We start from the raw sequence: 14355 nt of genomic DNA, 5'->3' as shown, positions 1-14355 counted from the left end.
AGCCAGAGCGCATTACGGCGTGCTTGCGTGAACTGGTTCCTGTTCGCTTGGTTCGGGCTCTTCAGCTGGAGGTTTCGTGATGAAGAATCCGATCACAATATTTAACGTGAACAGAATCGCGCCGATCATAAATGCGAGCCGGATTCCGCCAGCTGTGGCAACCTCGAGGGTTGAACCGCCAGCAAGCAGGCTGGTCTTTTGTGAACTCAACACGGCAATAAACAGCACTGTACCGGCGGCACCGGCGACCTGCTGAACCGTTCCCACCATGGCTGAGCCGTGTGAGTAAAGCTTCGGTTTGAGCGAGGCCAAGCCGGCGGTAAAGAGCGGCGTAAAAGTAAAACCCAAACCAAGGCTGAGCAGCATATGCATCGCTAGTACGTAATAAGGCGACGTGCTGGCGGTGACCATCGAGAGCAGCCAGAGCGAGGCGGTTACTACGATCGTGCCGGGCACGATGAGTGGCCGAGGCCCATATTTGTCGAATAATCTGCCGACGATTGGCGCGGATAGGCCCATGATCAGGCCACCCGGTAGCAGCATGAGGCCAACCCAAAGGTTCTCAATATGAAGCACGCTCTGTAGATATATCGGCAACAAGATGATGGTGCCGAACAAGGCCATCATCGCAATGACCATCATGATCACGGTCGCGGTAAATGAACGGCTGCGGAATGTTCGAAGGTCCAAGAGCGCATCGTCTTGACGTTGCAAGCGCAACTGCCGCAAAACGAAGATCAACAAGGTAACCGCACCGATCAGTAAGGAACCGATGAGTACAGCGGGGCCCGTGCTGCTGCCGGTATGGCCCAACTGGCTTAGTCCATAGACCAATCCGCTAAAGCCAAGCGCGGAAAGCACGACCGACGGAATATCCAATGGCGCGCTAGTTGGTTCGTTGACATTACGAACCCAACGCACTCCGATTGCGAGCATGGCTAGCGCTATCGGCAGTACCACCCCGAACATCCAACGCCAGGATCCCAAGCTCAAAATGATGCCAGCAATTGTCGGGCCGATTGCGGGCGCAACGGAAATAACGATGCTGATGTTGCCCATAGTTCGGCCGCGAGAATTGGCAGGTACCAATTGCAAGATTGTCGTCATCAGGAGCGGCATCATGATCGCGGTGCCGGAGGCTTGAATGATTCTGGCGATAAGTAGTACACCAAATCCCGGCGCGACAATGGCTAGCGCGGTTCCCAAGCTGAACAACGTCATGGCGATAATGAAGACTTGTCTGGTGCTGAGTCGCTGTAGTAGATAACCAGTTGTTGGAATGACAACAGCCATTGTCAGCATAAAGGCAGTGGAAAGCCACTGGACGGTTGCCTCATCGATGTGGAGATCATTCATCAGGGGAACTAAGGCGAGATTCATGATCGTCTCATTCAGGAAGACGACAAAAGTTGCGGTAAGTAGCAAGTAAATAACCTGCATGTTTTTGGCGTTGTTACGTGCAGGGTTACTACTGGGCGGGTGATTGTGGATGGTTTCAGTCATGGATTTCCCCTTACGAATGTATCGATATCAAGTGTCTTTAGCCAGACTCTATTCCTGAGATCCGACAAAATTGCCACAAAAGTGAGCAATGGAAAAATGGATAATTTTTCTTGCGGTACATCGCTCAGAGAGCGGAATCCGCAGCTGCGACGTCAAACCTAAATGGCGCGTCGAAGGAAAAAGTTAAGAGACCATGCTCAAACTCTAATGGACATTGCTATAAAAAGTCGAGCAACACATCTGGTTCAAGCTGCTCGGATTTATAGATGCAGTGCCGGATAGGCTCATTGGATGCAGACTGTGTCAGCTCGAACGCACCTCGAATCGTTGACTAGCTCAATACGCTTCTTCGCCGACTCGCTCTCCGCGGCGCAGGCGCAACCAGCTCGACAGGTGCCAGCCTGTCCTGGCTGGGGCCTGCCTGAGCTTTATGGACATCTTGGTTCAGTCCATCGTTGGATTACCTCCGCGTTGCTCGTCGCCGGAACATCAGAGCGATTCGCGCCGCGGCAGGAGTGGCAGCAGGATAGCGACGCCTTTGAGTTCTTTACGGCCAGTGCGCCGAAGATGCTGGCCGCCTTGGCGGGCATTGATCCAGAGACCCCTGCGTGGACTTTTGGACCTCCACCACGAACCGCATCCTTTTGGTTTCGACGACAAAACCACGAACACCTCATCCATGCTGAAGATCTAGCTCAAACTTTGGGCTTGGCAGCGCCAAAAATTTCCGACCGGTTTGCGCTTGACGGGGTAGATGAAGTTCTTAGTGTGCTCATTCCTCAGCGAATCCGCGCTGGACTTGTGGAGCAACCGGCACCATTGCGGTTCGTCGCGGGCGAAGCAAGTTGGTCGATTGGCGAGGGCGCAGCGGAAACTGTGGTCGAAACTGATCCGCGGACGCTATTTTTAGGCATCTGGGGTAGACATGCGCTTGCGAGTCAAGCGTCGGTTACCGGGCCCGTCTCTCATCTAGAAGGGTTCCTCGCGGGCAATTATGTTCCTTGAGTTATTCCTGGTCAGAAATCTCAAACTAAGACCACTGTGCCGGATAGATTGATTTTGCCTGCTTCAAACGGATAAGTTCAGTGAAAGTCTTTTGTCCAATGATCACGCCTGAGGGCGAGGCCGAGCGAGGGTATCCGTGAGTTTGCGTCCTTTGACAGCGCAAGAGCGCGCTGCAGCCCTTGATAAAGCGGCCAGAGCTCGGACGATCCGGGCTGAGGTAAAGCAAAAAATTAAAACTGGCGCTACCAGCGTGGAACAGGTTCTGCTGGCCGCCGATAAGGAAGAGGCATTGGGTAGGTTGAAAGTTTCGGAATTGCTGGAGGCGCTTCCCGGCGTGGGCCAAGTGAGAGCGGGAGCAATTATGGAACGAATCAAAATCGCCAGGACACGACGTGTTCGGGGCTTGGGTGTGCACCAACGCAAAGCGCTTATTGAGTTTCTCGGTGCCAGCACCAGCCAGAGTGGAAAGTAGCCTGTGTCAGTATCACCATATGCAGCAGGACTTACCGTCCTGGCTGGGCCGACCGCCGTCGGCAAGGGAACCGTTTCCACCTTCATCCGGGACAATTTCCCGCAAGTCTGGCTTTCAGTCTCGGCAACTACTCGTGCGCCGCGCCCGGGCGAAATTGACGGCGTGCACTATTTTTTCAAAACGGCCGATGAGTTTGATCAGTTAGTAGCTGACGGTGCCTTCTTGGAATGGGCGGTTGTGCACGGTCGCAATCGCTACGGAACGCTACGTTCAACCGTTGAAGACGCGGTAGCAGCCGGAAGGTCGGTGTTATTAGAGATCGATTTGCAAGGCGCTCGACAAGTTAAAGCAGCAGTTCCTGAGGCTCGTTTCGTCTTTTTTGCGCCACCAAGTTGGGACGAATTGGTGCGCAGATTGATTGGACGCGGCACCGAAACTGAGCAGGAGCAGCAACGTCGGCTAGAAACCGCTAAAATAGAACTCGCCGCCGAATCTGAGTTCGATCACACCATCGTTAATGACAGTGTGCAGAGGGCGGCAGATGAGCTAGTTTCCTTAATGGGCATTACCGCCGCACCCGCGACCGGTCATTCTCAGAACACGTAATTTTTGGAGTATTTGTGTCTAATCCTGCCGAAGGCATTATTAACCCACCGATCGATTCGCTGCTTGAAGCCGCCGATTCGAAGTACGGTCTGGTCATCTTCGGCGCCAAGCGCGCCCGCCAGATTAACGCCTACTATGCACAACTCCACGAGGGGTTGTTTGAGTATGTTGGCCCGCTGGTAGATACCAAACTGAACGAGAAGTCTCTTTCGATCGCCTTGCGTGAAATCAACGAGGGCATGTTGGTCGCCAAGCCCGTTGCAGTTGTTGACGGCGCCGAGTAAAAGTCGGGGATAAATGCGCATCATCCTCGGAGTAGGCGGCGGAATCGCCGCTTACAAGGCAGCATCGTTACTTCGGTTGTTCACTGAGTCTGGCCATCACGTCACTGTCATTCCAACAGAGTCAGCGCTCAAGTTCGTCGGTGCTGCTACGTGGGAGGCGCTATCTGGGCAGACCGTGAGCAACTCGGTCTTTGACCAGGTGGAGAAGGTCAACCATGTCAGGCTGGGCCACGAGGCTGATCTGATCGTCGTTGCACCTGCAACTGCGGATCTGTTGGCCAGAGCGGCTGGCGGACACGCAGATGATCTGCTGACCAATACTTTGCTGATGGCGCGCGGTCCGGTGTTATTCGCACCGGCGATGCATTCCGAGATGTGGGCTAATCCGGCTACCCGGGCGAATGTGAAAACTTTGCGTGAGCGCGGAATTCAGGTGCTGGAGCCGGCAACGGGGAGGCTAACCGGTTCAGATTCGGGGCCGGGCCGACTGCCGGAGCCAGAGGCTATTTTCAGTGCTGCGATGGCTTTGCTATCCGAATCGACGCTGACTATTCCAGTTGGCCAATTGCAAGGTCTCAAAGCAGTAATTACTGCCGGTGGCACTCGTGAACCGTTGGATCCGGTGCGCTTCTTAGGCAATCGTTCGTCCGGAAAACAAGGTGTGGCGCTGGCTATTGCAGCTAGAAACGCCGGCGCAGACGTGACTCTTATTGTCGGTCATCTTGAAGTTGCGGTGCCAGATGGCGTCAGAGTAATTCAAGTTGATACCGCGCTAGAACTCCAAGCCTCCGCTGAGAACGCTGCGAGCGATGCTGATTTGATCATTATGGCTGCGGCGGTTGCGGATTTCCGACCCGATCACACCGAAGGCGCCAAAATAAAAAAGCGCGATGACGCCGCGGATCCGGTGATTCATCTAGTTCGGAATCCCGATATTTTGGCGGGCCTGGTAGCTAGCCGAGATGCGGAAGCACGAACGCAATTGATTATTGGATTTGCCGCTGAGACTGGTGACGAGCAAGGCGATGTTTTGCACTATGCCAAAGCGAAGCTTGCGCGCAAAGGGTGCGACTTTCTTGTGGTCAATCAAGTGGGCGCAGATGCTGACGGTCATGAACGCACCTTTGGTCAAGATTCCAACCAGGTACTCATCCTCGATCGGGATGGCTCCGAACCTCTAGCAGCGAACGGTTCGAAACAAAAGGTAGCCAATGCGGTTATCGATCGAATCGCTGCCAAGCTCGGCCTGGAGAACTGACCGAGTCCGAATAACCCGGGGTCCGCGTACTGCTCGGATTCTGCATGACTATCTATGACAACGTGCGGCTTGCAATCAAGGTCGCCCGGTGTTTGGGAAGTAGAGTGAACTGTGACTTCATCTGCGATTTCAGCTAACGGCCAGCGCGAGAATCTTCGCCTTTTCACCTCTGAATCGGTGACCGAAGGCCATCCTGACAAGATTTGTGACCAAATCAGTGATTCGATTTTGGACGCGCTTTTGGCCGCAGATCCGAATTCGCGAGTTGCGGTGGAAACACTGGCTACCACGGGCTTGGTGCATGTCGCTGGTGAGGTGACTACCGATGCTTATGTAGAAATCCCGCAGATTGTCCGTGAGACGATTCTGAATATTGGCTACGATTCCTCGGCGAACGGTTTCGACGGTGCTCGTTGTGGGGTGTCGGTGTCAATCGGCCAGCAATCACCTGATATTTTCGACGGCGTGTTCAACTCACTCGAAGCCCGCGAGGGCACGAACGTGGATGCCTACGATTTACAAGGTGCGGGCGACCAAGGAATCATGTTCGGTTATGCCTCTGATGAGACAGCGACCTTCATGCCAACGCCGATCTTTTTGGCTCATCGACTTTCTGAGCGACTTTCAGAGGTCCGTAAGAACGGCCAGTTGCCGTATCTCAGGCCCGACGGCAAGACCCAGGTAACCATTGGTTACGATGGCGACCGTCCAGTCAGCGTGGAGACTGTGGTCATCTCCAGCCAACATGCTGAAAACGCCTCGTTAGATCAGTTGCGTTTGGATTTGGCCGAGCTGGTCATCGATCCGGTTCTGTCCGCGTCGGGATTGGATATTGAGCGGACCAAGAACATCTTGAATCCCGCAGGCGCATTTGTGATTGGCGGCCCCGTTGGCGACGCGGGTTTGACCGGTCGCAAGATCATCGTCGATACCTATGGTGGCATGGCTAGACACGGCGGCGGCGCCTTTTCGGGCAAAGACCCGTCGAAAGTTGATCGTTCGGCCGCTTACGCAATGCGTTGGGTGGCTAAGAACGTGGTGGCTGCAGGATTAGCTCGCCGGGCTGAGATTCAGGTTGCCTATGCTATTGGGCAGGCTCGTCCGGTTGGTACCTACGTTGAGACGTTTGGAACCGAGACTGTCGATCCGCAGAAGATCAGCGACGCTATTTTGGAAATTTTCGATTTGCGGCCGCAGGCGATCATTAATGATTTGGACCTGAAGCGTCCGATTTACGCTAAGACTGCTGCTCATGGCCATTTTGGTCGCGAAGAGCCTGAATTTACTTGGGAACTGACCAATCGCGTGGACGCATTGCGTTCGTACTTTGGCGCTTAAGACCGGGCGAGCTGTCGCGCTAACGAACTTGTCGGTCTGTCGTGATTGACTATTGAGGTCAATCGCCATGCAATAGTCAGGAGGCAACGGTGAGCACCGAGGCGTTGTTGCCGCTGCCGATCGACCCTGAGCAACCGGAGTTACCGATTGCTCAAGTGATCGTCGATTCTAACCTTCCGCATCTTGATCGCTTGTTTGATTACCGAGTTCCACATGATCTTGATCTTGCCGCGCAGCCGGGAGTTCGCGTCAAAGTGCGGTTTGCTGGTCAAGAACTTGCTGGGTTCATCGCGGCAAGAACGGCGCAGGCGCATTCTGAGCACAAGCTGACTGCTCTGACGAAGATTGTCAGCTCAGTTCCGGTACTGACCGACACCGTTCTGGAACTTACTCGAACCGTTGCAGCCCGGTATGCCGGAACAGTCTCTGACGTGCTAAGAGTTGCGGTGCCAGCGCGGATGGCGAAAATGGAGCAAGACTTCGAAGCCAACCGCGAGCCCGAGCCAGTGAGTTTCACGGTCGATCCAACCATTTTTGCCGGTTACGACCATGCTGGTGCCTTTTTGGAGCATCTTGCGGCCGGAGGTTCACCTCGCGCAGTTTTGAGTGCGCTCCGAGGATATTCAAACAACTCTTGGCATCACCAATTTGCGCAGGCGATCGCGGTCGCGGCTCAGAGCGGTAGGGGAACGATCGCCGTCGTTCCTGACCAACGCGATCTTGACCGGTTGTGTGCCGCCGTTTCAGCGCTATTGGGCTCGGAAAGTTTTGTCAGGCTCACTGCTGAGGAAGGCCCGACGCCGCGCTACCGCGGCTTCTTACAGTTGCTTTCCGGCGAACGTAGAATCGCGCTGGGCACCCGATCAGCAGCGTTCGCGCCAGTGCAAGACCTCGGCTTGCTCTGCCTGTGGGACGACGGCGACGACTTGTTGATCGAGCGCAGGGCGCCCTATCAGCACGCTCGGGAAGTGTTGTTGTTACGAGCTGAGCAGCAGGGCACCGCGCTTTTACTCGGAGGCTATAGCCGAAGTGTTGAAGCGCAACGATTGGTGGCGAGCGGCTGGGCACAATCAATTTCGCCGCAGCGGCAGATCGCTAGATTACTCACGCCGCGTGTGCTGAGTACCAGCGACAGCTTTGAGCAGGAACGTGATCCCTTAGCTTCGCTGGCTAGACTGCCGCATCGCGCCTGGTTGACCGCTCAGGAAGCATTACAACGTGGACCGGTATTAGTTCAGGTTACCCGGGGCGGTTATTCGCCAGCATTGGCTTGCGAACGCTGCCGAGAGTCGGCTCGATGTCAGCATTGTGCTGGACCGCTGGCGCAAGCTACCGCCAATGGTCCGGTGCGTTGCAATTGGTGCGGCACGCCGGAAAATGACTTTCATTGCCCAAACTGCGCCGGACGGCGACTGCGGCGATCTGTCGCTGGGGTGGGTCGGACGGCCGAGGAACTGGGCCGGGCGTTCCCACAGGCATCGGTAATTTCCTCCGCTGGCGATCATGTCAAGGCAACCGTGCCAGATAAGCCCGCACTAGTGGTGGTCACCATCGGAGCAGAGCCCGTTGCCGAAGCCGGTTATGCCGCAGCGTTGTTACTTGACGGGGATACCTTGATGCGCAGAGAAAATCTGCGTGCAGCGGAGGAATCAGCTCGCCGCTGGTTCAGCGCGGCCGCGCTGGTCCGTCCGGCTAAGGAAGGCGGCATTGTGGTAATCACCGCGAGTCAGAGCGAAGCTGCTGCCGCACTAGTCCGCTGGGACCCGGCGGGCTTCGCGGAGCGTGAGCTTGCCTTGCGCCAAGAGCTTGGCTTGCCGCCAGCCGTCAGACTCATCGCGATTACTGGTGCAATTGCTTCGGTGAAGGCGTTTAGCAACCGGCTAGATCTACCGGCAGACGTTCGTTTGGTTGGCCCAGCATTATTGACGGCATTTGATGAACAGTACCGCACCTTGATTTTTGTACCTTATGCCTTGGCTAGTTCAGTGCTCAATCAGGTCCGAGCGGTCAAGGCCAGGTTGTCTGCCGCACGGCAACCCGATCCGGTTCAGATTCGTTGCGACGGCTTGGACTTGTTGTGATCCAAGGGCTGCAACGTTGAGATTAAGACCTCTTGGCCCGAATCGACGCTGCTTCCTTGGCCATCGTTACCAGAGCCTCTGCCGATGACTCCCAACTATAGCGGCCTGCTTGCAGCAAGGAAGCAGCAGAACGTCGCTGCCATTCTTGCGGCTCTGCCAAGGTAAGAACTTGCTTCGCGAATTCTCGCGGATCATCGGCGTCGGCATAAAGCGCGGCATCACCGCCTACTTCTCGGAAGATCGGCGTATCAGCGACCACTACGGGGGTGCCCAATGTCATCGATTCAACAAGCGGCAGCCCATAACCTTCGGCTTTCGATAATGTCACCAGGGCGGTGGCACGTAAAACCAGAGCATCATATTCATCGTCGGTAACGCCATTGTGGTAGATGATTTTCGCACCGGCCGGAGTGATAGCCTCCAGCTCGGTACGGCGCTCCGGCGCGATTCTACTCAAGAGATGCAAACTAAAATCTGGCAGGAATTCCATCCCGACAATTAACGATTGCACGTTCTTATAGGGCATAAACGAACCCATGTAGACCAGTGACTTATCCGGATCTTCGCTTCCGGAACGTGGCGCTTTGCTCGGCTGTGGGGCATTTCCGATGATTCTGATCGGACGACTCGTCAAGCGGAATTGTTCAATGAGCGCCTGCGAGGTGTGCGATATTGTCGCCACTAAATCTGCGCGATTGAGTAGCAGCCGTTGTGGCCAATACGCCTTGTGATAAAGCCGCCAGAGAATTCGAACCGGCAACGGTAAGAATCCCGGTGGCTCTGGGTGCTGGTAGTAAATCAGATCTTGTAAGGTCAAAATCAGTCCGTAGCGCCTTCGCCAAGATCCCATGGTCTGCAACGGCGTGAAGACTGCATCCGGTTTGAGCGGGTTGACCTTGCGGGAAACAAACAACTCCATCGGCGACAGCGGGCTATTCACCTTGATCCAAGGAACATCAGGCAAGAGCGCTAACTGACGTTCGTCATTTATCAGCATGGTGACATCGGCAATTTTGGCGGTTGCCGCAATGAGCGATGCGCCGTAGCGGCTAATTCCGTCATGGTAGTCGGTCCGGGTTAATCGAGCATCCATCACAATTTTCATTTGGTCTCCGGCTGCGCTTTGGGGTGTTCGGCAAGAAAAGAATCGATGGCTGTTGCCGCGAGTTCCGGGGTCTCATAATGGATCAAATGCCCAACCCCGTCGATCACCGACAGCTTGCCATCTGGCAACAGCCCTAGGAGTACTCGCTGGGCCGGCAAAGTGGCAATTTCATCTTTTTCCCCGGCAACTAAAAGCGTTGGCAGCGTCAAGGCAGAAGCCACTTGCCGAACATTGCCACTAATGGAGGCTTTGAAGGCCTGTAAAAGCATGCTGCGATCGGAAAATACGCTGAAGTAGGCCTGATGCTGACTGTGGATGAAGCTCAGGAGTTCGGGCTCTTTAGCTTTGGCCATGGTGACGCTCATGACCTGCACAATTGCTTTGCTCCGTAAGATTGCCTGCCCCAATTTTTCGGGCAGCTTAGCCGCAGCCCAATAGTAAAACTGAGCTAGCTTCGACAGCACGCCTTTGGGACCCTCTAGTGCTGGTGCCGCAATCGGGTTGATCAAGATCAATTGCGCCACCCGGTTGGGATGCGAAGCCGCAAAGTGGCTTGCAACGATCGATCCGAACGAATGACCCAGTAAAACGGTCTGTTCATCCAGAGCTAAGGCGTCCAGGAAGGTCGAGACGAATCGGGCGTAGGAATCTACGCTGTGTTCACGATCAATGAAAGCGTTACTGACGCCGAATCCCGGTAAGTCTGGCATGACGATTCGAAGATTCGGCAGTTGCTCCACAACCCGTTCTAAGCCGTGATGATCGCCGCGAAATCCGTGTACCACCAACATTGTGCGCTGGTCCTCCGGCGCCTCGTTCGTCAACGGTGCATAGTCCCAGTAGTGCCCGTCGATGCCATCGAGAGTTAATGTTCGTTCAACCACGCGATCTGCCAGTCGCGGCAAGTACCGGTTACTTTGACCTGGCGGTGTCATGAGACCGTCCGGGGATCAGGGCCAACGCGCTCAAAGCGATCTAATTGAGCCATTTTGGCCAGCAGTTGTGGGCTAAGGCGTGGTTCTGGAAGGTCAAAGTTGGCTGCGATTCGTTCCGCGCTTGAGGCCTTCGGAATAGCGCTAATATTCAGATCACGCAGCCAGCTGAGGATCAGCTGCGCTACTGTAAGTCCCGCTGATTCGGCCAAGCTGAGCAGGGCAACGTCATTGAGAGCTTTACCACGCGCAAGCGGGCTCCAAGCCTGAGTAACAATGCCATGTTGCGCATGAAAGGCTCGCAGCGGGCCTTGCTGCATCCAAGGGTGCAGTTCAACTTGGTTCACGGCCGGGATGGTCTCTGCTGAGTCGAGGAGGCGTTCCAGGTGCTCTGGCAGAAAGTTGCTGACGCCGATGGAACGTGCCTGACCATTGCGTGCCATCGTTTCAAATGCACGCCAGGTTTCGAGATACCGGTTCTGTGCTGGGCTCGGCCAATGGATTAAAAACAAGTCCAGGTAGTCCAGTCCCAGCCGCTGCAGTGACTCGCTAAAGCCTTGTAATGCGGAGTCGTAGCCGTGCTGATCGTTCCACAGTTTTGAGGTAACGAAAAGCTCTTCTCGGCTGACTAGACCGTCAGCAATGGCGGCTCGAATTCCCGCGCCCACAGCTTCTTCGTTGCCATAAAAGGCCGCGGTATCAATAAGTCGATAGCCAGCCTTAATAGCCAACCTAGTGAGGCGCTCGGCTTCCTCAGCTGGAACTTTGTAGAGACCGAATCCTTGTAAGGGCATGGTTGCTGAAGAGTTGAGTGAGACTGTCGTGGGAATTTGGTGGGGCATACCTTGACTTTACCGGTCTTGAGCAGGCCAGCTGCGGTCGACGTCGACGAGTCGTCGAGCAGTTGCCTCATCGAGGATGAGCTCGGTCGCCAGTCCCGCTTCGAGCGCACCGCGGAGTCCATCGATCTTGGAAGCGCCTGAAACGACGCAGATCCGGCGCCGAACCCCTGCCAGCAGGCTCAGCGGCGGGCCCGAGCTACGTTGATTTAGCGCTATCCCGTCAGCATTGCCGTCTGCTCGAAAAAACACCGTGGCAACATCACCAACAACTCGACTAGCCTCCAGATGGTCCAATTCTGCTTCATCAAGATAGCCGCCGGTATAAACATGGCTGGGTACGTCGGCGTCGATAGAACCAACGCTGAAAATTGCCATGGTCATCTTTTGCTGTAGCTCCAAGATCCGTCGCACGCTGCGTTCCTCCCACATGGCCTTCTTGGTTGACGCTCGATCAAAGAAAGCTGGTACGGGAAACTGAACCACTCGCGCACCATAAGCCTGGCCAAAACGTCGTAAGATCTCGGAGGCGTAGGCGATACCGCTGGTACGCGTATTTCCGGCTCCGTTGAGTTGGACAATGGTGCAATCGTGCGTTGGCTTCGGCTGCAGATGACGGCTCACCGCGCTGAGAGTTGAGCCCCAAGCGACGCCAATTACCGCATTTGAATCAACTAGCGGGCCAATCGTGCGCGCCGCCTGCATAGCTACGCGCTCTAAGACTTCACCTTCGTTGAGCGTGTCCGGTACCGGAACTACGTGGACGTCAACGCCGTAGCGCTTTCGAATCGCGCGCTCCAGCTCGGGGGTGCGTTCTTGTGGTGAGCGAATTTGGATTTGCACCAATCCGCTTTGTCTCGCCGCCGAAAGCAATCGGGAAACAGTTGATCGAGAGGTGCGCAACTCGCGCGCAATCGCGTCCATAGTTTGGTCTTGCAAATAGTACATTTGTGCAGCTCGGATTCCATCCGAATCGTTGAAAGACTGCTGACGAGACATCCCTACTGACCTTTCTGCACGTTTGTGCAGCTAACTTGACTATATTTTCATTACGCCCAAAGAATAGGGGATAAGGTCGCTAAAAGCAGCTGAGAGTTCGTCAAAAAGTTGCGCACAGCACTGAAAGGTCGCTCACCATGTCCGGCAGTAGCCCGCAATTCCAAGCAGCCAACAACGCAGAGCAGCGCAATGCCGTTCTAGCCTTGCGCGAGCGACCTCATTCGCAGGTGCTGATCATCGGGGGCGGCATCAACGGAGTTGGTACCTTCCGGGACTTGGCACTTCAGGGCGTCGACGTGGTCTTGGTGGAACGTGGCGACTATTGCCAAGGAGCTTCCGGAGCTTCTTCGCACATGATTCACGGCGGAATTCGTTACTTAGAAAATGGCGAATTTCGACTGGTTAAGGAATCCGTTGAGGAGCGCAACGGGTTGCTTAAAATCGCGCCGCATTACGTTAAACCATTGCAAACAACGATTCCGATCTTTTCGACCGTTTCCGGCGTGCTGAGCGCGCCACTGCGCTTCCTCACCCACAAGCAGCAAGGCAAGCCCAAAGAACGTGGCGCTTTCCTGATCAAACTGGGCCTCAGCCTTTATGACTCTTTTTCTCGTGATGGTGGCAACGTGCCCAAACACGAATTTTCCGGACGCAAAAAGGCGCTGCAAACGCTGCCGAAACTGAACCCGGGCATCAAATATGCGGCCACCTATTTTGACGCTTCAGTGTACAATCCGGAGCGGCTTACCTTGGATGTGCTCCGAGATGGCGAACTTACCGGAAAAGCCGCCGCGGGTAGCGGCAAGACGGACACCGCGCGCGCCAGTAACTATCTTGCCGTCACTGCAGTGACGGAGGCCGGCGTTGAACTTTCCGATCAGCTCACGGGGGAGCGCTTTATCTTCAGCGCCGACGTCGTGGTTAACACCACCGGCGCTTGGGTGGATGAAACTAACCAAGCTATCGGTGCCGCAACTTCGTTTATGGGCGGCACAAAAGGCTCACACATTGTGCTGGACCACCCGGAACTCCTCGCTGCTTGCGCCGGTCGCGAGATCTTTTTTGAGCACACTGATGGCCGAATTGTGCTGATTTACCCGATGGGGGATCGGGTCTTGGTCGGCACTACAGACTTAGATGCCGATATGCGCGAAGACGCCCTGTGCACTGACGAGGAAATAGATTATTTCTTTGACCTTGTTAGCCACGTCTTTCCCACGATCCCTATCAGCCGGGATCAGATCGTTTACAGCTTTTCTGGTGTTCGGCCGCTGCCTAAGCACGACGCAACTCAGCCAGGGTTTGTCTCGCGGGATTACCGAATCGAGCAAGCGCAGCAGAACATTGCCGGTCGGCCAACTCCGGTTTTGTCCCTGGTTGGCGGCAAATGGACTACCTTCCGTGTCTTGAGTGAACACATGTCTAACGAAGTGTTGACGCTGCTCGGCAAGGAGCGCAAGATTTCGACCGCGAAGCTCGCCATCGGTGGCGGGGTGGACTTCCCGAGTACTGGCAGCGCCGTTGAAGAGTGGATTCAAGCGCATATCACGGCCACGATCGACGCCGAGCGGGCTAGCGTTCTGCTGACCCGTTATGGAACTCGCGCCGCTCAGGTGATTGAATTCCTTGAGGCTGGCACCGACTCGGTATTACATTCAACACATGAACTCAGCACGCGTGAGGTGGCCTACATTGCCGAGCACGAACAAGTGGGGCACTTGGTGGACGTCATTATTCGCCGAACTTCGCTGGCGTTCCGTGGTCTGGTGAGCGCCGAGCTACTTGCTGAGCTTGCCCAAGCGCTCAGCGAACCACTCGGTTGGGACCCCGAGCGGGTGCAATCAGAAATTTCCCATGCGGAGCAAATCCTGGACCGGTTTCACCGGGTGCAGGTGCAAAACTTGATCGCCTAAACGGGTTGGGGAACCCGGGC

Annotated in this window: 13 protein-coding genes; 8 read left to right on the top strand and 5 right to left on the bottom strand. The window is 55.3% G+C overall.

The genetic code is table 11. The features are described 5' to 3' along the window. Nucleotides 1-12: 12 nt before the first annotated feature. Nucleotides 13-1503, bottom strand: a complete 1491-nt coding sequence (locus RSAL33209_RS08655; RefSeq protein ID WP_012245365.1) for an MDR family MFS transporter — start codon at nt 1501-1503, stop codon at nt 13-15. Between the two features lie 291 nt (nt 1504-1794). On the opposite strand from RSAL33209_RS08655, the gene RSAL33209_RS08650 reads away from it, so the two are divergent. The 7 genes from RSAL33209_RS08650 (at nt 1795) to RSAL33209_RS08620 (ending at nt 8547) form a co-directional block, all read left to right on the top strand. Next, nucleotides 1795-2508: a maleylpyruvate isomerase family mycothiol-dependent enzyme gene (locus RSAL33209_RS08650; protein WP_012245364.1), complete on the top strand. Its 714-nt coding sequence runs from the start codon at nt 1795-1797 to the stop codon at nt 2506-2508. 136 nt (nt 2509-2644) lie between these two features. Further along, the gene (gene mihF / locus RSAL33209_RS08645) at nt 2645-2980 is read left to right on the top strand and encodes an integration host factor, actinobacterial type (RefSeq protein WP_012245363.1); all 336 of its coding nucleotides are present in this window, start codon (nt 2645-2647) and stop codon (nt 2978-2980) included. 3 nt (nt 2981-2983) lie between these two features. Beyond that, a complete protein-coding gene (gmk, locus tag RSAL33209_RS08640; RefSeq protein ID WP_012245362.1) occupies nt 2984-3586 on the top strand; it encodes a guanylate kinase in 603 nt (200 codons plus the stop codon). 14 nt (nt 3587-3600) lie between these two features. Further along, nucleotides 3601-3870, top strand: coding sequence for a DNA-directed RNA polymerase subunit omega (gene rpoZ / locus RSAL33209_RS08635; RefSeq protein WP_012245361.1), 270 nt, complete (start codon nt 3601-3603; stop codon nt 3868-3870). A gap of 13 nt (nt 3871-3883) precedes the next feature. Beyond that, nucleotides 3884-5128 (top strand): bifunctional phosphopantothenoylcysteine decarboxylase/phosphopantothenate--cysteine ligase CoaBC, encoded by a 1245-nt coding sequence (gene coaBC / locus RSAL33209_RS08630; RefSeq protein ID WP_012245360.1) that lies wholly within the window; start codon nt 3884-3886, stop codon nt 5126-5128. Between the two features lie 111 nt (nt 5129-5239). Beyond that, entirely contained in the window at nt 5240-6466 is a 1227-nt protein-coding gene (gene metK, locus RSAL33209_RS08625; protein ID WP_012245359.1) for a methionine adenosyltransferase, read from the top strand. 89 nt (nt 6467-6555) lie between these two features. Continuing rightward, a complete protein-coding gene (locus tag RSAL33209_RS08620; protein ID WP_012245358.1) occupies nt 6556-8547 on the top strand; it encodes a primosomal protein N' in 1992 nt (663 codons plus the stop codon). 22 nt (nt 8548-8569) lie between these two features. On the opposite strand, the gene RSAL33209_RS08615 is transcribed toward RSAL33209_RS08620, so the two are convergent. The 4 genes from RSAL33209_RS08615 to RSAL33209_RS08600 are packed head-to-tail and all read right to left on the bottom strand — an operon-like array spanning nt 8570 to nt 12422. Then, a complete protein-coding gene (locus RSAL33209_RS08615; protein ID WP_012245357.1) occupies nt 8570-9652 on the bottom strand; it encodes a glycosyltransferase in 1083 nt (360 codons plus the stop codon). After that, nucleotides 9649-10587 carry an alpha/beta fold hydrolase gene (locus RSAL33209_RS08610; RefSeq protein ID WP_012245356.1) on the bottom strand — a complete coding sequence of 313 codons (939 nt, stop codon included), beginning with the start codon at nt 10585-10587 and terminating at the stop codon, nt 9649-9651. Before RSAL33209_RS08610 ends, RSAL33209_RS08615 begins: the two co-directional genes overlap by 4 nt. Beyond that, the gene (locus tag RSAL33209_RS08605; protein WP_012245355.1) at nt 10584-11426 is read right to left on the bottom strand and encodes an aldo/keto reductase; all 843 of its coding nucleotides are present in this window, start codon (nt 11424-11426) and stop codon (nt 10584-10586) included. Before RSAL33209_RS08605 ends, RSAL33209_RS08610 begins: the two co-directional genes overlap by 4 nt. Nucleotides 11427-11435: 9 nt before the next feature. Next, the gene (locus tag RSAL33209_RS08600) at nt 11436-12422 is read right to left on the bottom strand and encodes a sugar-binding transcriptional regulator (protein WP_012245354.1); all 987 of its coding nucleotides are present in this window, start codon (nt 12420-12422) and stop codon (nt 11436-11438) included. Between the two features lie 137 nt (nt 12423-12559). Between RSAL33209_RS08600 and RSAL33209_RS08595 the strand changes: the two genes are divergently transcribed. Continuing rightward, entirely contained in the window at nt 12560-14335 is a 1776-nt protein-coding gene (locus RSAL33209_RS08595) for a glycerol-3-phosphate dehydrogenase/oxidase (RefSeq protein ID WP_012245353.1), read from the top strand. Nucleotides 14336-14355: the final 20 nt, after the last annotated feature.

Source organism: Renibacterium salmoninarum ATCC 33209 (genome assembly GCF_000018885.1).
Taxonomy (GTDB): Bacteria; Actinomycetota; Actinomycetes; order Actinomycetales; family Micrococcaceae; genus Renibacterium; species Renibacterium salmoninarum.
The sequence above is the reverse complement of the archived record's forward strand: the minus strand, read 5'-3'. Positions and strand labels throughout refer to the sequence as shown.

Coding starts and splice junctions, on each gene's coding strand:
- coaBC (WP_012245360.1), top strand. CDS start 3,884: ATGCGCATCATCCTCGGAGTAGGCGGCGGAATCGCCGCTTACAAGGCA.
- RSAL33209_RS08650 (WP_012245364.1), top strand. CDS start 1,795: ATGCAGACTGTGTCAGCTCGAACGCACCTCGAATCGTTGACTAGCTCA.
- RSAL33209_RS08600 (WP_012245354.1), bottom strand. CDS start 12,422: ATGTCTCGTCAGCAGTCTTTCAACGATTCGGATGGAATCCGAGCTGCA.
- RSAL33209_RS08610 (WP_012245356.1), bottom strand. CDS start 10,587: ATGACACCGCCAGGTCAAAGTAACCGGTACTTGCCGCGACTGGCAGAT.
- RSAL33209_RS08655 (WP_012245365.1), bottom strand. CDS start 1,503: ATGACTGAAACCATCCACAATCACCCGCCCAGTAGTAACCCTGCACGT.
- RSAL33209_RS08615 (WP_012245357.1), bottom strand. CDS start 9,652: ATGAAAATTGTGATGGATGCTCGATTAACCCGGACCGACTACCATGAC.
- RSAL33209_RS08605 (WP_012245355.1), bottom strand. CDS start 11,426: ATGCCCCACCAAATTCCCACGACAGTCTCACTCAACTCTTCAGCAACC.
- RSAL33209_RS08595 (WP_012245353.1), top strand. CDS start 12,560: ATGTCCGGCAGTAGCCCGCAATTCCAAGCAGCCAACAACGCAGAGCAG.